The 20,055-nt window shown below is 61.3% G+C and carries 18 protein-coding genes and 1 tRNA gene; 12 read left to right on the top strand and 7 right to left on the bottom strand.

What is annotated here, in order from left to right; genetic code table 11:
- Positions 1-7 precede the first annotated feature (7 nt).
- Both KOR34_RS18225 and KOR34_RS18220 read left to right on the top strand, forming a co-directional pair.
- Complete coding sequence (locus tag KOR34_RS18225) at positions 8-502, top strand: hypothetical protein (RefSeq protein ID WP_146566828.1); 495 nt, start codon at positions 8-10, stop codon at positions 500-502.
- A gap of 69 nt (positions 503-571) precedes the next feature.
- Positions 572-844, top strand: a complete 273-nt coding sequence (locus KOR34_RS18220) for a hypothetical protein (protein WP_146566826.1) — start codon at positions 572-574, stop codon at positions 842-844.
- Positions 845-1,258: 414 nt separating this feature from the next.
- On the opposite strand, the gene KOR34_RS18215 is transcribed toward KOR34_RS18220, so the two are convergent.
- The 5 genes from KOR34_RS18215 to KOR34_RS18195 form a co-directional block, all read right to left on the bottom strand.
- Complete coding sequence (locus KOR34_RS18215) at positions 1,259-2,602, bottom strand: Gfo/Idh/MocA family protein (RefSeq protein ID WP_146566824.1); 1,344 nt, start codon at positions 2,600-2,602, stop codon at positions 1,259-1,261.
- A gap of 125 nt (positions 2,603-2,727) precedes the next feature.
- Complete coding sequence (locus tag KOR34_RS18210; protein WP_146566822.1) at positions 2,728-3,885, bottom strand: alpha/beta hydrolase-fold protein; 1,158 nt, start codon at positions 3,883-3,885, stop codon at positions 2,728-2,730.
- The gene (locus KOR34_RS18205) at positions 3,869-5,125 is read right to left on the bottom strand and encodes an endo-1,4-beta-xylanase (RefSeq protein ID WP_197531559.1); all 1,257 of its coding nucleotides are present in this window, start codon (positions 5,123-5,125) and stop codon (positions 3,869-3,871) included. Before KOR34_RS18205 ends, KOR34_RS18210 begins: the two co-directional genes overlap by 17 nt.
- Positions 5,126-5,273: 148 nt before the next feature.
- Positions 5,274-7,229 (bottom strand): non-reducing end alpha-L-arabinofuranosidase family hydrolase, encoded by a 1,956-nt coding sequence (locus KOR34_RS18200; protein WP_197531558.1) that lies wholly within the window; start codon positions 7,227-7,229, stop codon positions 5,274-5,276.
- Between the two features lie 245 nt (positions 7,230-7,474).
- On the bottom strand, positions 7,475-7,897 hold the full coding sequence (locus KOR34_RS18195) for a MarR family winged helix-turn-helix transcriptional regulator (protein ID WP_146566816.1): 423 nt from the start codon (positions 7,895-7,897) through the stop codon (positions 7,475-7,477).
- A 309-nt stretch (positions 7,898-8,206) separates the two neighbouring features.
- Here KOR34_RS18195 and KOR34_RS18190 point away from each other — a divergent pair, with 309 nt between their 5' ends.
- The 6 genes from KOR34_RS18190 to KOR34_RS18165 all read left to right on the top strand — a co-directional run bounded on the left by KOR34_RS18190 (position 8,207) and on the right by KOR34_RS18165 (position 12,541).
- Complete coding sequence (locus tag KOR34_RS18190; protein WP_146566814.1) at positions 8,207-9,493, top strand: endo-1,4-beta-xylanase; 1,287 nt, start codon at positions 8,207-8,209, stop codon at positions 9,491-9,493.
- 401 nt (positions 9,494-9,894) lie between these two features.
- Entirely contained in the window at positions 9,895-10,395 is a 501-nt protein-coding gene (locus KOR34_RS18185) for a transposase (RefSeq protein WP_146566812.1), read from the top strand.
- Positions 10,326-10,724 (top strand): transposase, encoded by a 399-nt coding sequence (locus KOR34_RS18180; protein ID WP_146566810.1) that lies wholly within the window; start codon positions 10,326-10,328, stop codon positions 10,722-10,724. The genes KOR34_RS18185 and KOR34_RS18180 overlap by 70 nt, the downstream gene beginning before the upstream one ends.
- Positions 10,725-11,335: 611 nt before the next feature.
- The gene (locus KOR34_RS18175) at positions 11,336-11,557 is read left to right on the top strand and encodes a LuxR C-terminal-related transcriptional regulator (protein WP_146566808.1); all 222 of its coding nucleotides are present in this window, start codon (positions 11,336-11,338) and stop codon (positions 11,555-11,557) included.
- Between the two features lie 164 nt (positions 11,558-11,721).
- Positions 11,722-12,036 (top strand): hypothetical protein, encoded by a 315-nt coding sequence (locus KOR34_RS18170; RefSeq protein ID WP_146566806.1) that lies wholly within the window; start codon positions 11,722-11,724, stop codon positions 12,034-12,036.
- 250 nt (positions 12,037-12,286) lie between these two features.
- Positions 12,287-12,541, top strand: coding sequence for a LuxR C-terminal-related transcriptional regulator (locus KOR34_RS18165; protein WP_146566804.1), 255 nt, complete (start codon positions 12,287-12,289; stop codon positions 12,539-12,541).
- Positions 12,542-12,659: 118 nt separating this feature from the next.
- Here the strand turns inward: KOR34_RS18165 and KOR34_RS26815 are convergent, their stop codons facing one another.
- Complete coding sequence (locus KOR34_RS26815; RefSeq protein ID WP_197531557.1) at positions 12,660-14,903, bottom strand: hypothetical protein; 2,244 nt, start codon at positions 14,901-14,903, stop codon at positions 12,660-12,662.
- Positions 14,904-15,502: 599 nt separating this feature from the next.
- Here KOR34_RS26815 and KOR34_RS18155 point away from each other — a divergent pair.
- The 4 genes from KOR34_RS18155 to KOR34_RS18140 all read left to right on the top strand — a co-directional run bounded on the left by KOR34_RS18155 (position 15,503) and on the right by KOR34_RS18140 (position 19,696).
- Positions 15,503-16,822, top strand: coding sequence for a DUF1593 domain-containing protein (locus tag KOR34_RS18155; RefSeq protein WP_261342656.1), 1,320 nt, complete (start codon positions 15,503-15,505; stop codon positions 16,820-16,822).
- A gap of 491 nt (positions 16,823-17,313) precedes the next feature.
- Positions 17,314-17,538: a LexA family protein gene (locus KOR34_RS18150; RefSeq protein WP_228714692.1), complete on the top strand. Its 225-nt coding sequence runs from the start codon at positions 17,314-17,316 to the stop codon at positions 17,536-17,538.
- A gap of 860 nt (positions 17,539-18,398) precedes the next feature.
- Complete coding sequence (locus tag KOR34_RS18145) at positions 18,399-18,635, top strand: hypothetical protein (protein WP_146566798.1); 237 nt, start codon at positions 18,399-18,401, stop codon at positions 18,633-18,635.
- A 113-nt stretch (positions 18,636-18,748) separates the two neighbouring features.
- Positions 18,749-19,696, top strand: coding sequence for a tyrosine-type recombinase/integrase (locus KOR34_RS18140; protein WP_197531556.1), 948 nt, complete (start codon positions 18,749-18,751; stop codon positions 19,694-19,696).
- Positions 19,697-19,796: 100 nt separating this feature from the next.
- Here KOR34_RS18140 and KOR34_RS18135 read toward each other — a convergent pair.
- Positions 19,797-19,879, bottom strand: a tRNA-Ser gene (locus KOR34_RS18135).
- Positions 19,880-20,055 lie beyond the last annotated feature (176 nt).

Below are 20,055 nucleotides of genomic sequence, written 5' to 3'. Positions count from 1 at the left end.
GTGGTACATGGCAAAGCAGCAGCAGCGGGCCGCGCAGGCGGCTACGCTGAGCGAACAGATCGAGCAGCAGGAGCAGGCCGAGCTGCTGCGCAGCGCCAAGGCGAAGGGCTTCCGCGGTTTGAGCGGGGCGGAGAAGGCCGCGGTCCGAAAGAACGAGGAGTCGACGCTGGTGCGGCTGATGGGGTCGGTCGGCAAGACGCTGTCGGCCTGGCTGCTGGACACGCAGTCCAAGCAGATCCGCGACGCGATGCGGAACCGCGGGCTGCCCTGGCCCGAGGGGAACAAGGAGCGCGTCAACCTCATCGAGCTGCTGCGGTGGCTCTGGCGGTACTTCATCGAGCACCCGCTCCCCGACGCCAAGCCGGGCGGGCTGACCGAGGACGACGTGCTCTTGGTCGGCGCCTCGCAGGAGCTCAAGGACGAACTCCTGCGGCAGCGGATCGTCGAGCGGCGGCTGTTGGTTCAACAGAAACAGCTCGAGCTGCTGCTGGCCCGCGAATAGCACAAGAGCCTCCGCAAAGACCGCTTCGGCGCCGACAAGAAGTTCGTCGCGGTCACCTGCCACTACGACGTGCTCGACTGGCTCGAGCCGGACTGGGTGTTGGACATGAGCAGCCAGCAGCTGGCAAGGGGGCGGCTTCGACGTTTCCCCGACGGGCGACCGGCAATTGAGCTCCAGGTCGCTCCGGTCCACCGTGGCGCCTGGGAGCTGTTTCGGCGGCATCACTATCTGAACACGTCGATCCAACGCGGCGCCACCTGCTTCTGCGCGTTCTGGCCGCAGCCTTCGGGCGCCTGGGAGCCGGTCGCGTTCTCCGCGTGGTGGCGGGCGATGAGATCGTGAGCTGGCGGGCGTGCTGGGCCATTCTGAGGTACAGCATGGGAGGTTCTCCTGCAAAAGAGGGCGGGGAAATCCATCCCAATCCAATGGCAGGACCGCATCGGCAGCAAGGAACACTCTTTCATGGATACACAGCAACTCTAATCACTTCTCAATTAGAGCGGTTGTACCAATCTCACTGTGTCGGGCGTGGCGCGTAGGTCCTGAAGTTGGTCCAGCTGCGGCTCAACTCGGACGTTCGTCGCCACCAAACCGAGGAGTCGGCGGAAGCTCGTACCTGAGGTGCGTTAGGCTGGCGTTACGCCTGAAAGCGTGAGTCGCCCTCTCTGGTTTCCACCGTTACGCAGAACTAGTCGTCAGGCTTCACGATGGACGGATCGATCTAAAGGAGAATCAAGCTAGTTACCCACGCAAGCATTAGACTGATGGGATCTCAAAGCCCGGCCTGGGCTTGCGGGCCATCATTGCCGCGGCTTGCTCATCGCCCGAGATTTGCTCGCTCTGGGGGTCCCAGGTGATCTTACGTCCGAGCCGGGCGGCTATCGACGAGAGGTGGCAGACGTTCATCGTCTGAACGTGCGAGTAGACGTCCGAAACGGGCGTGCCGCCCTCGCGCAAACAGCGGAAGAAGTTCTCCTTGTGCCCTTCGAACGGCTTGCCACGGTAGAGGGCCCGAAGTTGCTCATCGCCGAACTTGCCATCATCCCAGTTCTCGTCGATAGGCTTGCCGGTGATCCGGCCACGGTTGACGAAGATGCGGCCCTTCTCTCCTTCGAAGAGTATCCCGTTCCGGCCACGGCTGGTCAGGTGCAGTTCCAGCCCATCGTCAAACTTACTGATCACGTTGAAGTCGTGGGACGTGTTGTAGCAGTCGTGAACTGTCGGGTAGCCGTCCTTCATCGGGACAGGGTGCTTCGCGTCGGAGCCGTCCACCTCCACGGGTCCCGAACCCTGCTTGTCCAACTCCAGGGCCCAGAGAGCGATATCCACGTGGTGGGCGCCCCAGTCGGTGAACTTCCCACCCGAGTACTCGTACCACCAACGGAACTCGTAGTGGCAGCGGCGAGGCATGTAGTTCCTCAGCGGCGCCTGCCCCAACCACATGTACCAGTCGATCTGCTCCGGCGGAACCTCCGGCGTGAAGGGACCTCCGGTCGGGCTCCCGTCGACACGGGCGGTGACCCTGTGCACCCGTCCGAGCAAACCCTGCTGCACCATGTTGATCGCACGAAGGAAGCGGTCGCGATCGCTTCGCTGCTGAGTGCCGATGAAGAACACCAGGTTGGGGTGGCTCTGGCAGGCGGAGCGGATCAGCTTGTTCTCATCAAGGGTCAAGGTAAGCGGCTTCTGGCAGAAGACGTGCTTGCCGGCCAGCAGCGCTTCAACCGCTATCTTCACGTGCCAATGGTCGGGCGTGACGATGCTCACCACGTCGATGTCGCTGCGGTCCAGCACGCGTCGGTAATCTTCGTACGCATCCGCACGCCCCCTGCCGATTCGATCGTGGTGCTTGGCCCTGAGGCAGTGGTGCGAATCAACATCACACACGGCTATCACATCACCAAACTTCGCGTGTTCCTGGGCGTCACCGGTTCCCATGCTGCCGGTGCCGATGCATCCAATGCGGGGACGATCGTTGCTTGCGAGATTCGCAAATGCGGGTTCTGTCCATGAAGAATAGGGGACAGTCGCGAGGGCGCCAGCGGCGCCTACAAAGGAGCGACGGGTTGGTAGCGGGCGTGATTGGAAAGCATTACTCATGGAAGAAACCCCAGCAGGTCAAGAAAGAGATCTGGTGTCAGGCTTGCGCATTGCCCAAATCTGAGTACGGTTGACTGGTCTGGCGCTGCGTCGATGCCAGAGACCCCACTAATAGTCTTCACTTGCTATTCCGACGCCCCAGTCTGGTTGACGAAGAGCAGCGGCGCGAACTCTCTTAAGCTCCGTCGCCAGGTCAACCACTCGTGGGCCGTGTCGGGAGAAACGTAGAACACGCTGTTCACGCCCGCCTGCTTGAGCGCCTCGACGTGGGCTTTGGGGTCGCCGCCGCGACGGGTGCGGCCGCCGTCGATCTCTCGGCTGCCGTAGCTTACGAACACCAGCTTGACCTTCTCCTTGAATTCCTCCGTGTTCTGGACGTCCTCCATCGAGATCGATCCACCGCTAAAAAGACCAATGTGCGAGAACGTGTCGAGGTTGCGCAGCGTGATCAAGCGGGTCTCCATGCCGCCCATCGAGAGCCCGGCCATCGCCCTGTTCGGTTGATCGGTCAGCGTTCGAAAGTTGGCGTCGATAAAGGGGATCAACTCGTCGACCAGCACGGTTTCAAACGGCTCAATACTGAAACTGCTCAAACCGCCAAATCGGACCTCGTTCGTCATCCCGTAGGTCATGACAATGATGAAGGGGCGGGCTTTGCCTTCGGCCATCAGATTGTCCATGATCAGGTTGGCGTGCCCCTGGACGCCCCAGCCGTATTCGTTCTCGCCCCAGCCGTGCTGGAGGTACAGCACGGGGTAACGTTTCTCTGTGCTCTGCTCGTACCCGGGCGGGGTGTAGACAAACGCTCGGCGGGTCGTCTTCGTGCTCTCCGAGTAGAAAAGCACCTCCCGGAGCTGCCCGTGGGGCGTCTGCTTCACGGCGTAGAAGTCTCGGTCGTGCGCCGGGACCTCCACGCCGCTCCCCCACCGCATCGCGCCAAAGAAGTACTTGCTGCCGGGATCGGGGACCTCGGCGCCGTCGATACTGATCGTGTAGTAGTGAAAGCCCTCATCTAGCGGCCGTGTGAAACCCGTCCAGACCCCTTCTTCGTCCTTCTTAAACTCGTTGCTGCCGCGGAAGCTGCAGGACACAGTCTTGGCCAAGGGCGCCTTGATGCGGAACATTACCCGGCCTTCGGAATTAACCTTGGGAAACTCGCTACCGGGCTGATTGGTGGACGCCGGCTCCCAATCGTCGACCGGCTGATCGCCCTGTGCGCTGACGCTCGACGTGAAAGCCACGGCGAAGAGCAGCGCCACGAGTGCTCTATGGATGCTGTTCATTGATGCTACCCCTGTGGTCGGCTTCGGAATGGGAATCAGCACGCGTGGCGGTCCGAATCACCGCATCAAACGCGGGCTTGGGCTGACTAGCCCCGTCGAAGAGCAAGGGCCTGCCACTGGATCGCCAGGAGTTGGCGTCGTTGGCGCCCCAGAACGTCACCACGTCTAGCTTCTCGCGGTGCTTGACGAAGGCTCGGAACACCCCCTCGTACGCAATCGCCAAACGCTTGTCCGCATCGGCCACAAGACCGCCTTCTGTCGCAGCGGCATTGCCGGTGATATCGGCTCTCGTGTCGCGCTGACCCCGTCGCGCGCTGTTGATGTCCAACTCGGTCACATGAATGGGCAGGCCAAGGATCTCCAACTCCGTGAGCGTGCGGTCCATGTTCTCAAAACTGGCGGAAGACACATTGAGGTGGGTTTGGGTGCCGATCGCCATCACCGGAGCGCCCTCGGCCTGTAGCGACTGAACAAGCTTGATGAGCTTGCGTCGCTTGGCGGGGTCCTCGAGTCCATAGTCGTTGTAACGGAGCACCGCGTCGGGGTCCGCCTCGTGCGCGTACTGGAACGCCTTGGCGATGAAGTCGGGGCCGATAATGTCGAGCCACAGCGACTCTCGCAGGACTGCGTCCCCTTGATCCGAAAGGGCTTCGTTGACCACGTCCCAGGCTTTGATCTTTCCGCGGTAGCGGCCAACGACTGTGTGGATGTGGTCGCTCATTCGCGCCAAGAGCTGCTCACGCGTTGCGCGGGGACCACGGAACCTGGGGCGCCGGAAGCGTCTGCGCCACGGCCCTTCCGCGTCGTCTTCGGGCCCCGTTCGCCCATCCGCTTCCACTTCATCTTCCGACGACCCGTCGCCGGTGAACACCCAAAATGGCGTCTGGCTGTGCCAGACGAGCGTGTGGCCTACGAGGTACATATTGTGGCGTTTGCCAAATTCAACGAACTGGTCGGCGGGCCCCCAGTTGTAACCATCGGGTCCCTCGTTCGGGTGGATAAGGGCCCACTTGAGGTCGTTCTCGGGCGCAATATTGTTGAACTGCTCAACTACCAGCACTCGGTCACGTTCGATCAGCTCCGGTGAGCGACGGCCGAAACGATCGCGAGCAGCCATCCCCGCCGCGATCCGACGATTCACCGCGGCGCCTACAGAAAAACAGTCGTCGAATACTCCCTTGAGTGTTGCAGGTTCGCCAGCCTGCGCCGACACTGAGGCACTGGATAGGAAGGCGAGCACTACGCCTGCCGCTACTGCTCGGCTTTGGTAGCGTCGTGTCGGGGGGAAGATTGATCGCGCTAACAATGGACCTACCTTTCGCCTCCCAAGAGGCTGGCGTGAACAGGGTCCGCGACGGGACAAAGTGTTGCTCGCGTGCGGGATCAAGCTACTGACCGGTGGCCTGAAAGAGCTGCTGCGCAAACCAATAGAGGCTCTTGCTCCAGTGCTGCGGGTCGTGGCCGTGGGAGTCGACGTGCCAAACATGCGGCACGTCGTTCTCTGCCAGCCGACGGTGCACCCCTTGGCTGATGTTGATAAGTCCATCTTTGTTGCCGCAGCTCAGCCACAGCAGCTTCAGTTTCTCGCGGGTCGTGGGCGGGTCGGGGATCAGCTCGGCCGGCGGCTCCGTGTTTGGCGCTGAAGAGAACCCGCCCACCCAAGCAAAGGTGTCTAGGTTGCCCAGGCCGAAGTTGAGCGATTGCCCGCCCCCCATCGATAGACCGGCCAGCGCCCGGTGCTCTCGATCGGGAATCGTCGAGTAACGCGCTTCGATCGTTGGGATGACGTCGCCCAGTAGGTCGCTCTCGAACTTCGCAAACGCCGGCGCCGATTCAAAGACATTGCCTTCCGCGCGGTCATTCTTCTGGGCGCGTCCGTTGGGCATGACCACGATCATCGGCACGGCTTTACCGTCCGCAATTAGATTGTCGATGATCACGTTGGGCTTGGCGAAGCGCTGCCACTCCGTCTCGTCACCGCCGATGCCGTGCAGTAGATAGAGCACCGGGTATTGCTGTTCGTCCGAATACCCGGGCGGAGTGTAGACGTTCATTCTCCGGGTGGCGCCCACCGCCTTCGAGTCGTACTCGATCATCTCAAGCTTGCCGTGTGGCACGTCTTCGCGTTCGGCCATGAAACTAGTGGGCGGCTCCTCAAACGCGGGCTTGTCGTCGGGGTCCAGTTCAATAGGCCCGCCGAACCGAGCGCGGTCCCTGCCGCCAGGGCGCCGCCGACGAGGACGCTCGCCCGTCGCCTGGGAGGGCTCGGGGGATGCCGCGGGCTGCTGCGTCAGCAGCCCTAGCTGGTAGGGCAGCAGATGATAAGGCCCACCGCTGTCCGCGGTGCGGCCCTGGAACAACAGCCGCATGCCCGCGGGATCGATGGTCGGTGTCTGGTCGTAGTTGTCTCGGAGCAGCTCCCCGTGGCTGATGTCCCGAGTCCAGGGCTCGACTCCGTCGTCGAACTCGACGTTGTTGATGCCCGCGAAAGGAGTCTCCCAGGTGTCCGCGCCCTCGAGCGGCGTCCACTCGCCATTCAAGTCTTTTGCGATCCAAGCGCTGTAGTACCGCGCCGGGCTCAGCGCCTCAATGATTGTGAGGTAGGTGTCGGCGCCTTTGATCTTGTAGGTCATGCTCCCCTCAAAGAGATGGTCCCTGCTGTCGTCGATCGCCACCTCGGGGTCGCTCATGCCGTTTGGGAAGTCCTCGATCCTCGTCCGGCAGCGGTAGAAGCGGCCGTTGTCTCCGGTAAAGAACAGGTAGGCGTGGGTATCGTCGCAGATGATGTGGTAGTCGATCGGCAGACGCGGCGAACTGCGGGGCATCCGATCGAAGAAGTTCTGCGGCGCGGTCCAGGTCTCGGGTTTAGAAAGGTCGTCGGTGGTGCAGTACTGGGGCTGCTGCGACTGGAAGACGAGATACCACTTCTCGTGGGGCTCGAAATAGAACACGTGGGGCGCGCAGTGATAGCCCCGCAGCCCCGGGTTCACATCAATGTAAGTCAGCGGCGCGTCCGGAGCGTCGGACCAGTCTTTGAACTTGAGGTACACCATGCTCCATGTCTTGGCCGATGTCGAATAAGCCGTGGCGTAAACGTGCCAAAGGCCGTTGTGGCGCACAACCGTGGGGTCTTTCACCGAGACGATCTCGTGAGTCGCGTCGGACAAGGGCGCGATCAGGACGCCGCTCGATTTCCAATTTAATGGGGTCTCTATCTTGGATTCGGCCGCCTGGCCAACGCCGCCCCGCGCCGGTTCCAGACTGGTTTGGCCGGAGGCGGTTGCCCCGAATTGAAACGAGAGCACAGACGCGACGAAGATTGTCGCTGACGCGCGATAGAGCATCGACAGACACATACTTCTGATCCTCGGCAAGAACGGTAAGCTCAGAAAGGCGGACTCAACAGAACGCCCATACGCGGGTGGTTGAACCCTGGGGTGACGAGACCTCGGAGCGTAGCCTCTTCATCTACCAAGCGACCGGATTTCCCAACAAGAGTGGGCCTGATAAGTTGGGGCCGCATTGATTGAACCCACGCTTCGGCAAAAAGTTCCTCTCTGCTTACGCACACGGTCGATGCACGTCGCGTCTACCGACTCATCACGCTGGCGAGGCGATTCAGGTTGGCAACGAAGGATTCTGCTTCATCGACGCCCACCGCGGAGAGGATCATCTCTTGCACGGGCTTGAGATTGTCAGACAGCTTCAAATAGACCTTGCGCCCCTTGCTCGTGACCGTGACCTTCCACGCGCGCCGATCTTTCTCGTGCGACTCCCGGACCAGGATTCCGTCGCGTTCCAACAACAGCAGCGTAGCGCTGATTGTGTTTGCGTCTGACGAGGCCCGCTCGGTCAACTCCCGTTGGGTGACGCCGTCTTCCGTACAAAGCACAGAGAGCACCACATACTGGAACGGGGTGAAGCCGAACTCCGACAGCAGCGACTGTGTCTGCCGGTGCATTGTCAGGTAGGCCGCCCGCAGGCCCAATGCTATATCGTGCCCTGTTGTCATTGAGCTCCGCCTGTGCAATTACGTGCACGTATTAAAACTGCTGGACAATCAGGAGTCAACCATTTTCGAGCGGTCATGGGGCGTGGGTAGCGCCGCTTGTATGCAACCCAGCAGGTGTTCTTCCGATGGCAGCGTCGTCCGTACGGAGCGAAAGCGAAGGTTCACTCCGAAAGGGCCCCGTTAGGAAACCTCACGCTACAGCATGCTCTCCGAGTTCATGACGAGTTCACAATCAGATATAGTGGAGGCGTCGCGCCGAAGGCGACTTCCACCTGCCAGCGATGCCTCATCAGATCCGCAGGAACAACGATGCCGCTAATTGCCTCACCCCGCTGGCGAGTTCTTCTCTATTGCTGGGGCGTGCTGATGGTTTCGGCTGTCATCACCTCGACCGCGCCCGGTCAGGAGAATGCTTGGCGAGAAGAAGCTAACGAATCCATTCGCAAGATCCGCCAGCGAGAGATCCGGATACGCGTGACCGACGAGCACGGGGCCCCAATTGCCGGTGCAGACGTGGAAGTGAGCCAGACGGCAATGGCGTTCCCTTTCGGGGCCGCCCTCAGCCCGGCGGTGCTGAACGACGCCAACTACCAAGGTTTTTTTCTGTCGCACTTCAGCTGGGCTGTCTTCGAGAACGAGATGAAGTGGTACAGCAATGAAGGGAGGCGCGGGCGGGAGAACTACGCGCGTTCCGACGCGATGGTTCAGTGGTGTACGAAGCACGGAATACCGTTAAGGGGGCACTGCATCTACTGGGCGCCCGGGAAATGGCAGCCTCGCTGGCTAACGTCGCTCACAGCGGAAGAGCTACGTCACGCCGTGGAGCAGCGTGCACAGAGCATCGTGAGCCGCTATCGAAAGGATGTCGTCCACTGGGACGTGAACAGCGAGATGCTGCACGGCTCGTTCTTCCAGGAACGGCTCGGCGAGGATGTCCGCCCGTGGATGTTCGAGCGTACGCACGCACTGGACCCAGACGCCAAACTCTTTGTAAACGAGTTCAATATCCTCACCGTGGACAAGGACTTCACGAAGACCCAGGTCGATCAGTACGTCGAACAAGTCCGGACGCTGGTCGCCGCCGGGGCGCCGATTCATGGCGTAGGCGTGCAGGGCCATGTCTGGTCCGCCGACGCGGTAAAGCACCCCGAGGCGATCAAGAGCAATCTCGACAAGATCGCCGAGCTCGGGCTTCCGATTTGGATCACCGAGTTCGACTCCGCGTTCGAGGACGGCGAAATGAATGCGGACGCACTAGAGGCGGTGTATCGCACGGCCTTCGGGCATCCTGCTGTCGAAGGCGTCGTCATGTGGGTATTCTGGGCGGGGAATTCTTGGCGTGGCGCAAACGCGGGGTTAGCACACCGTGACTGGCGACTCAACGCCGCCGGTGATCGGTATGAGTCGCTGATGGCCGAATGGTCCACCGAGTTCTCAGGTACGACGGACAGCGATGGTTCGCTCGACTTTCGTGGCTTCCACGGCGAACACGCAGTAACGGTTCACACTGGGTCGTCTTCTACAACAGAGGAAAAGATCCACGTCTTGCCTGGAAAAGAGCCCCTTCGAATTGCTCTGACCGTGCCCGTTGAGTAAGTCACCTTGTTTGACGGCCGCAACATCCACCGAGAGGAACGAATACTTCACCGTTCAGATGGAAAGAGCATCTTTACCTCTAGATCGTCGATCTGGGAATTCGAGTCGACCGAATTCAAAGCAACCGAGTCCATAGAGCGTGCGAAACGCGGTCGGTGAGTCCTCCTTTCGTCGCCTTGACGGCACTTGAAACTGGACTTGGCACAGTTCCGAGTGCGTCGGCAACGCCCTTAGAGGACGGGCGTGTTTTCAACAGGAGTCTGGCGGCCAAGTTTTTCCGGAGTCTCAGCGTAAGCTGAAACGAGGCCTGATCTCCGTAGAGCGTATCTCAGAACCTCGATCTGCTAGCTGAACAGCTGCTTGAGCGTTCCGTAGAAGAGGTCCCAAGGAGGACCTTTTCGATGAGCGACCGATCCCGCGTTGAAGCGGGGTCCAGGATGGAGCCCGAAGCTGATGACCTACAAGCCGAGCTCAGCGACGAGCACTGGCTGCTGATCGCTGACTTGTTTGCCAACCCCGATCCTAGCCCCAAGGGCGGCCGCCCGATGGCCGACCCGCGGGCCTGCTTCGAGGGCGTGCTGTGGATGCTCCGCAGCGGCGCTCGCTGGAAGGACCTGCCGCCGCGGTTCCCCTCTCGCTCGACCGTCCACCGCCGATTCATCGAGTGGGTCGGCGGCGGCGTCCTCGATCGGGCGTGGAAACGCCTGATGCGGAAGCTCGATCGGGAGGGCAAGATCGACTGGCAAAAAGGCTTCGCCGACGGGACGTTCGCCCCGGCTAAAAAAGGGGCGAGCACGTCGGCAAAACCAAACGCGGCAAGGGGACCAAGGTCATGGTCCTCGCCGACGGCGGCGGCCTGCCGCTGTCGATCGACATCGCTTCGGCAAGCGAGGCCGAGGTGAACCTCATTGAGCCTCTGCTCGACTCTTCGGCAACGACCCACGTCCCCAACAAGCTGATCTACGACAAGGCGGCCGACTGTGACGCATTGCGGGACCGGCTCGCCGATCGCGATGTTGAGCTGATCACGCCGCACCGCAAGAACCGCGTCCGGCGCAAGAGGCAAGATGGACGGAAGCTGCGTCGCTACCGCCGGCGTTGGAAGATCGAACGCACGGTGAGCTGGCTGGACGCCTTCCGACGCTTCGTCGTCCGCCACGAGTTCTACTCCTCGATCTACCACGGCTTCGCCAAGCTCGCCTGCCTCGTCATGGCCGTCAGACGGTTATGAGATACGCTCTAGCGTTGCAAGAGCCGACTAACAAGCGTGGACGATACGCCTCATTCTGTCGCTCCTCACGGGAGGGTGACGTGGTTCATGGATTTGCCGTGATGTGCTCGACGTAGCGCTGGTAGACTGCGCAGGACTCGCCACTCCTTGCGGCTACGCGCTGCTTCACGCTACACAGCTGCGATAAGAAGCGGTGGCCGGATGTATCAGGGCCTCGCTGATCATCGCATTCGATCCCCTCCAGAGTAGCTAAACGCTGAAGTTGGACCAGCCGCCAGGAGTTCCGCCCGAGTCAAGTGCGCTGAGGTGTGCTTAACCTCAGCGACTTTGGGTCAATGGTTCGACGCCCCGGAGTGAAACTCCGGCGCCGTTTCCTGCTGGCTGCTTTTCGGCGGCTGCTCCAGCCGTTTTAGTCCGTTGGGGATTCCTAACCGGCGAAACGTCCGGGCGGATACCGGGGCTGAGCGGCGAGACCGCTACGGGTTCTGGGGCGCCGGGGGCAACGGCGTTAGCTCTGCCGGCACTTCGCAAGATTGCTGGAAACCGGCGAGCCGCCCAGTCACAATAGCCGGCCTGACCCCTAGATCAGCAGCACACCGCAGGAGCCCCCAATGCCCAAACTCACCCCCCGCGAAGAGAAGATGATGCGGCTCATTGTGGATGGAGCGTCGAACGTAACGCTGGCCAAGAAACTGGGCATCGCTTTGAGAACGGCGGAGCTACACCGCGCCGCTGTAATGAAGAAGCTGGGCGCGAGTTCGCCGGCGCAGCTGGGATACAAGTACGCGATGCTGGAGCTGAAACGCGCCCCGGTTGAGGCGCCCGCGATCTAGCGCCAAACCTCCAGCACCGCCCCGAACTGTGATTCCAATGGGGGGCTGTAACATTCGACGCCAATGCCGAGGCAGGTTTGCTAGTTGGCGTCTGCCGCCTATAGTCCGCGTGGAACAGCAGCACCCATGCAGCGCTAGGCTTAGCGTGCGTCGAAAGGGCGGAAGTGGACACTCAGTATCTCGAACAAATCGCTCGGCAGTTCAGCGACGATCTCTGGACCCCCAAGGAAGCAGTGGGCTACTGCTACCAAGAGGTGGCGGATCTGGAGCCAACAGACAGGGCGACAGCAATCCGCGAAGCGGTCTCACCGGCGATGTTCGAACACCTACGCAACGCCGCTGTTCGCGCCCTCGACGCCATTCCGCCCGACTTCGATCACTTCGGGCTGGGGCTGGTGACGCCCGACGCGGCCTGGGCCGTGACCGAGGTCCCGCGGAGCTTCGTCGAGTCGCTGGCGAACGGCGATGCAACTAGCTAAGGAGCCACCACGTTCTTCCTTCGCTGCTCATTGGGCGTTGAGTGCAATTGCTCGACCACCGCGGGCGGTATCTAGCTCCCCCCCAATCCGGCGGACCACAAACTCCGCCCCGCGGGCCTTTACCCGCGATATCGATCCATCCTGCCCGAATTCCCGGAACCGCCCGTGGCGCGGCTCGGTTCAATCGGCTATGGCTCGTGGTGCCAACGAACCTGCAAGAATCCGGGCACAGCCCCACTAGGCAGGTACGATGCTTGAACTCAGCAGGCGTGAAATCACTCTCCTCGAAATCCTAATCAGCGGCGAAACCGGTCAATCCGCCGCGACTAAGATGGGCATTGCCCTGCAGACTGTGAAGACCTATCGAGAGAAGCTGATGAAGAAGCTCGGCGCCACCACTCCCGCGCAGCTCGGGTATAAGTATGCGGCCTGGAAGCGCCGGAAACCGCCAGGACCGCGGGTCGTTCACGGGGAAGGCGACAGTGGTTCGCCGCGGCGGCTATAGGCCGAGCCGCCTCGGTTTTGCCGCGAGTCCGTTGATTTCGGCGCCGATGCGATCGCGCTACGGGAATAGACAGAGCAGGCCGCATCGGAGTGGATACGGCGGATGGCTCAGCCGTCTATCAAGGGCTATGGCGAAAAGAAAGCAAACGGTACGTTGCAATTAGCGTGGATAGTTGTAGCAATGTGGCCGGTTCGGGTATCGCGTTCGAGTTCTCGGAGTTCGTCGCCGGTTGGACAGTTGCTCCATAATTAGACCTCCACACGGCGTAGTCAGAGGCGTCGACCGTGCCGGCAGAATCCCCGGTCTCGTCTCCATTACCGTTCAAGTCGAACGTCCCGCCCAGGTTATCTCGCCATACCGTGTAGTCTGCGGCGTCAACTGTTCCGTCAGCGTTGAAGTCTCCTGGCAATTCGACAACCACGCTCAACACGAGATTCTCACCCTGCTGCGAGACTTTGAACCCGGGCGACACTGACGCAAACGATCCGGAGAAATCGGTGGCCGTCATGATCACCCATGATCCGGTAGTGGGAGAGAAGCCGTCTAGAAGCGAGACGACAAGGTCACCACCCAGGGAGGCGCCGCCGGTCACATCCACCAAGTCGACTTGGGAGGGCGAAGCCAGCTCGATTGCCAGTACGCCTGAGTTTAGTGAAAGGCCGCCCAGAACGGTTGTAGCGCCGACCGACTCGCCGGGTGAGATCGTGGCCCCGTTGTTGACCAAGTCGAACTCAACGATGTTCGCGCTCAATACGCCGCCGGTCAGATTAAAGGCCCCGCCTATCCCCTTGGTCACCGTACCGACGCGCAGCTCCCCATCCGACAGGTTGACCTGTCCATCGGCGCCTGCAGCGGCGATCTCCAGCGTATCGACGACTTCCAGCCAGCCGCCGTTAATGTCCAATCTTGCTGACTGCCCAGAATGTGGCGCTACTTGAATTGTGCCAGCATGCTGCCCCTTTGCGTCAACCACGGCCGTGCCAGCCGGGACGACAGCGGTGTCAAGACGCGAGGGTTGCCAGTCGAAATCCCAATTCCCTTCTTCCGCGAAGCGGGTGCTCATGCCGCCGTGGAAGTTTAGGGCTGTGACAGCCGGAAACGCGCCGAGTTCATTCAGGTACTCTTCGAGATTCGTATAGCCGTCTGAGTCGAAGTCGTCATTGCGATCGGACGCGAGATCAGGGTCCAGTCCGCGACGGAGTTCCCATTCGTTGGGCATGCCGTCGTGATCGTTGTCGGCGGGCGCGGGGGTACTGCTTAGGGTCGGCCATCCCCCAACGTCGCTAGGGCTCTCGATCAAGCCGTTACTTACAAAGGTAGCCGTCCCGGCCCTGACCTCTTGGATGATACGACTATCGACAGAATCGCGAGACGGCAGCGAGGCGCCGACATGTGAGAGGACGGATTTAAAGGCGTCTTGTGCGGTCTGCTCGTTGATCGCCATGGCGTCCCACGGTTGATCTAGCCGGATGTACTCGTCGCCATCGACCCCCAGCCAGTTGTTGTCCGACACCGCGGGGTAGCCCTCGACGACGTTGTCGGCAACGTACCAACTGCCCTCGTCGCCCGAACCACGGGCAGAGGGTTCGACGATGCGATCTCTAACCCCACTCGATGTCGCCGGCCCCGCCTTGTAGTAGTTGCCGATCATGTTGATGGTAGTGAAGTCGAAATTCGGATTACCGACTTGCTGTGCTTCACCGCCGTAGGAGCTGTTGTAACCCCAGTTATAGACGACGTTGTTTCGATAGTCATTGTGCTTGCTTCCGGAGGCCCAACGCGGGTTACGGCTTGCATTATGCGCAATCAACTTGTGATGGTAGGTGCCGTGGTTGTTCCCCCAGATCCCCCCGAACTTGTGGTCCGACGACCCCGCCTCTGTGATCATCGACCATTGGATCGTGACGTCCTCGCCGTGGTAGATGGAGAGCACTTCGTCGCTGCTCCAACTCGTTGACACGTGGTCGATAATAATGTTTTCCTGGTACCTCCCCCCTAACGCGTCACCACTAACTTCATCGCGTACGCGGATGTAGCGGATGCTAACGTTACTGGCGTCTATACTGAGATTACCCTTGATCGCAATTCCTCCTCCCGGCGCGGTCTGCCCGGCGATGGTGACGTTGTCGTTGTCGATGTCGAAATTGCCATCAATCGTCCCAGACACCCTGAACACGACGGTGCGTGGCCCGGAAGCGTCTAGGGCCGCCCCCAAACTGCCAGGCCCGGTAGGATTCAGAGTCGTCACTTCGTAGACAGCGCCGCCACGTCCACCGGTGGTGTGCTTGCCGTAGCCCTCTGCACCCGGAAACGCTACCTGCTGTGCGACCACGACAGCTGGCCCAATGATGAGCATGGTCAAGAACGTGGCGGCAACTCGACGAGCGCTTGTATGTATCATCTGCCTACTCCCAAAAGGCATGCAGGTTCTGCCCTGCCGTTCATTGACGCAACTGAGAATCGCGTGGTGTTCGAATGCCATTCAGAAGGCCAGAGCCATTCATTCATCGAGACGCTATATGCACCGCAGGCATGTGAGCTGACGCGAGACCAACAGCCGACCCTCAATTTAGCCCAGATGAAGCCCCCGGCGGATCTGGCCGCGGCCTATTTTGAGACAAGCCTTCTCGCAATCTGCTCCACCCAACCGGTCCTAACTACGGATCTGACATTGCATTCTTGCCCTTGTGAACTCAGCGCTCAACAACGCCCGTGCTGCTATGCTGGGGGGCGGCCCGCACCAATCCGTGGCTCTCCGACCTCAATTGGCCGGCCCACTCTCTCCTCAAATTAGAGCTCTTTGTCATGCTTCAGAACACTTGCAGTGAACGTTGTCGCTATCGTACCCCGCAAAACAGGCTGGCCAGTCCGCATAGAGTGTTGGTTCTTCTGCTTACAATCGCTGGAACCCAAGCTGCGCCGACGCTCGCACAAACGGGTGATTCGGATAGCAAGCCGCGAGTGATCGTCACGACGGATGGGGAAATCGACGACGAATGCTCGATGGTGCGGTTCCTGTTGTACGCGAATGAGTTCGACGTCGAGGGCATCGTGACATCGAGTTCGCAGTATCACTGGCAGGGCCACAGGTGGGCGGGCGATGACTGGATTCAGCCGCTTCTGGAGGCTTATGAGAGAGTCTATCCCAACCTCAGCCAGCACGACCCCGACTTCCCCGCACCAGACTATCTCAGATCCATCACCGTGCTCGGCAACGTCAAATCGGAAGGCGACATGGATGAAGAAACGGTGGGCTCAAATCTGATCGTCAAGGCCCTGCTGGACGATTCCGACGACCGACCGATCTGGTTGCAGGCGTGGGGCGGACCCAACACTATCGCGCGGGCGCTGAAGACGATTGAGGAGAAGCATCCGGATAAGATGGCCGAGGTGGCAAAGAAGCTCCGCTTCTATTTCATCTGGGAGCAGGATGACACCTACCAGAAATACATTCGGCCGCGCTGGGGCGAGTTCAACATTCCGACGATCGTCTCCGACCAGTTCATCGCCTTCGCCTATGAACGTCAACGCAAGGCCGTACCTCAGGAAGTGCAGCGATATTTCTCCGCAGAATGGATGAACGAGAATGCCCTGCGCAGCCATGGGCCGCTACTCGAGATGTACAAAGCGCACGATGATGGACGTTTCAGGTCCGAGGGTGACTCGCCGGCGTTCCTGCACGTTATTCCGACCGGTCTGCGCAGCGAAGAATCACCCGACTGGGGCGGTTGGGGCGGTCGGTTTACCAAAGTCCGCGAGAACACGTGGCTCGATCATGTTGCGGAGCGTGGCTACGAGTATCCCAAGGGTCGTTGGTATGGCAGTTCGGCATGGGGTCGCAGACGTGCAAAACGTGAGACTACCAAAGATCCGGAATTGACTGCCTACCTCAAACCTCAATGGCGCTGGATCGATGCCATTCAGCAAGATTTTGCGGCACGAGCCGACTGGTGCGTGAAACCTTATGACGAAGCAAACCATCCGCCCGATGTCAGATTGGCCCACGACGCCGACTTGGAGGTCAAACCGGGCGAGACGGTTTCGCTGAGCGCTGCTGGAACCAGCGACCCCGACGGTGACGCATTAACGTATCGCTGGTGGCAATACGAGGAAGCCGACTCGGCGGAATCCCGGGTAGAGATCGACAACGCGGGCCAGCAAGAGGCCAGCTTTGTCGTCCCCAACGAGCCCGGCAAACAGATTCACATCATTCTCGAAGCTACTGACGTTGGGACGCCGCCGCTTGTTCGATACCAGCGGGTCGTGTGCAACATTGAATGATCGACCACAGCCAAAGGCCGGGGTATTGGGAAGGCCCCGGCGGGTGGCACCGGAGAACACCCGAATGGTTCGTATTCAGCGCGGTTCTTGGGGCTCCGCAACTCCCACCGGTGCTCATCGCTTCGCTCAGATTCGACTCCGGCCACGGTGTAGCGATTGGACCAACACCAGCAGATTCGCGCGTCGCCCAGATGCACGAGGTGTGCCCAACCGCCGTCACTAGAGCGAGCCTCTAGTTGCAGTCGGTATTCACCACCTCTGCGGCTCTAGGACAGCGGCTTCGCCGCCTCGGCTTAGATCCCCGAACCTTGTCGCAGCGACGTCCACTCTGCGCGTGCATTGGCTCTCAGACGAGCAAATAGGCGCCCCCAATCGCTAGCGTGCCCGCGCAAAAAATGTGCACATATTGTGGGTTGCTTTGCCGATTGGGGTGAGTATTCTAGGGCCCAGCACCTATACGTAAGTACATCATGCCGACGGGGCCTTTTCTGATGCCAAATTCTCCTCTCAGCCGCGGCCAAGCCCGTATTTTAGTGGCTCTGCGGCGTTACATCACCACGCACGGCTACGCGCCTACGCTGCGCGAGTTGGCGGCGCGGCTCGGCATCCGGAGCCCCAACGGCGTGCTGTGTCACCTTAAGGCGCTAGAGCGGAAGGGCTACCTCCGCCGCGCGAGCCACCAGGCCCGCGCCATCACGCTGCACGGGGCCGCTTAACCCCGCCGGACTCTGGCAAGATGGTCCGTCAGAGTACCGCCCGCCGCGGAGCCAGCCGCGAGTGGGCGGGGCCGCCCTAACCCAGTCTCCTCGGATGCGCCGCGCGCCGCCTGCGCTGCCGCTGCGCACGGAGCGAGGTACGCATCGACCCACCGCACGCCGCGTTTGGGTTAGGCAGCGGCGCGCGGTTGCAGCAACCGGGGGCAACCGATGGTCTGGCAGCAGAGCGAGCGCAGTCGTGCGCACAGTAAGGTTTCGGAACAGAAAAACGTCACGCGTTCTCTACCGCCGGACCCCCTACTTATCTCCTGCCCTCACAAGGGCTTCCGTGGAGGGCGTGGCCTCATTCGACGTGATCAGCGTCGTCGCCGCGCGTTGACAACCGCCGGGCGGCGTTCACAATCGACGCTGCTCATTCAAAAGGCGTCCCGACCCGCAGTTGCAGCTGCGGATCGGGACCACGGACATTTCCCCAAGCTGTTACCCGGGAAACGCCATGGCGGTTACGCCAAGTCTAGCTGTGCGCGGCTGCGCACTTCGAATCGATGGCGCCGAAGGTCGGCGCGAGATCCCCTTGTCTGTCTGCCGCGGTGCGCCGCGCAGAGCTACCGCCTCGGTGGGGCAGGGGGTGGCCTATGAGATAGCCAGGCGAGGGCAGGGGCGTTGGAAAAACGGGGCCGCCAGTGGCGGCCCCGTCTCCGGCGGCGCTGTCTTGAAGGGCGGCCCCACAGGGCTCCCAAGTTCGTGCCCTCTCCCGGTTTGCGGCCAGAGCGGGCCCTCTCTCGAATCGACCTCTATGAGGCCGCCGTGAGCGCATTGTGGTAACGGCAAGCGCGGCGGTCAAGGAAGCTATCTGCCCTATGGACTCCAAATTCAGCGAGTCGCCGTTCTTCACGCTGACCGAACTCGTCAAAGCCTGGACCAAGAAGGAAGCCGACCAGGAAACCCTTCAGAACCGACGGCGGGTGATCCGCCGCAACACGATTGAGCGTGGTTGTCCTCATATTCCGCTTGGCAACGAGACCATCTTCGTCACCACGAGTTTTGTGCAATGGCTATTAGAGAACGAGGATCGAACGGCCCCCGAGTCCGAGTAGTGCCCTACAAGAACCGTCCCTACGGACTTCGTTGGAGGCGGGCCGATGGTTCGACCCGGGAACTGTCATCGGGATGCAAGCGCCGGCGCGACGCCGAGCGGGCTGCAGTCGAGTTGGAGATTGACCTCGCACAAAACGACCCGGACTCGCCGCGGCTATTGTGGTCGCTCTTCCGCGAGCGGTACGAGCAGGAGAAGCTGCCGCAGCTTTCGCGGAAGAGCGAGTCGCAGTGGGTGACCGCCGCCAATTGGCTGGAGCGGACGGTAGCGCCGACTCGGCTGAGCGACGTTAACAAGTCGATGCTCAGCCGGTTCACGGCGAAGCTGCGCGAGCGGGGGCTGTCCGAGTCCTCTATCCGGAGCTACCTCGCGACGCTGCTCGCCGCCTTGGGGTGGGCGTGCGACGTTGATCTCATCGAAACCGTGCCGCGGGTGCGTCTGCCACGCAAAGCCGGGGGGCAGAAGATGCGCTCGCGGCCAATTACTAGCGAGGAGTACGAACGCATCCTCATGACCGTCGCCAAGGTTCGTCCCCACGACGCGGAGGTATGGCGTCGCTTCTTGCAGGGGCTGTGGCACAGCGGGCTGCGAGTTGACGAACTGCGGCGGCTTTCATGGGAGCCGGCGGCGGAACTGTCGATCGACACCAGCCATGAGTTTCCGCTGATTCGGATGCTGGCCAGTGGGCACAAGTCCCGGCGGGATGAGTTTCAGCCAGTCACCCGCGAGTTCTGGAATCTGATCGCAACCGCCCCGCCGAATCGCCGGGGCTACGTCTTCCCCTTGCCAGGGCGGAAAGGTCAGATGCGGCCCAGCAATGTGGTTCGCGTGGTGTCCGAGATTGGCAAGGCCGCCGGAGTGATCACCGACCCCGTGAAGGGCAAGACCGCCACCAGCCACGACATCGGCCGGCGGGCTTTCCTGACCCGGATGGATCAGCTGCTGACGATTCCCGAGTTGCAGAAGTGGGCGCGTCACGCCTCGCCGGACACCACGATGGGCTACTACCACCACCGAACGGCTGTCGAACTCGGGCGGAAGGTCTGGACGGCGCCGTCGTGACGCAGAAGTGTTGCAGATCTGTTGCAACGCGTTGGGCGGCCCTCGGCGGGCTCGTTCTTTGGCGTGCTGTAAGCATCAGTTGCCAAAGAGCTTACGAGAGCGGAGGGCATGGGACTCGAACCCACAACCCCTTGCGGGGCGCCTGATTTCGAATCAGGTTCCTAGCCAATTCGGATACCCTCCTGGGAGACGCAGATTCTAGCCCGCCGGCGTGGCGCCGGCAAGAACGGGTGGGCGGGCCGGGGCGGTAAAAACTGCGGGTTGGTTCGGTTGGGGGCTGCGCCGGCCCGACAACCGCGCCGCCGGGGCCCAAATACCCTCACAGCCCGACCCGCGGCCGGCCGATTGCGCGGGCCCCG

Origin of the sequence: Posidoniimonas corsicana (genome assembly GCF_007859765.1) — a bacterium.
GTDB classification, from domain to species: domain Bacteria; phylum Planctomycetota; class Planctomycetia; order Pirellulales; family Lacipirellulaceae; genus Posidoniimonas; species Posidoniimonas corsicana.
Note: the sequence above shows the minus strand (reverse complement) of the source record. Positions and strands in the feature narration are given on the sequence as shown.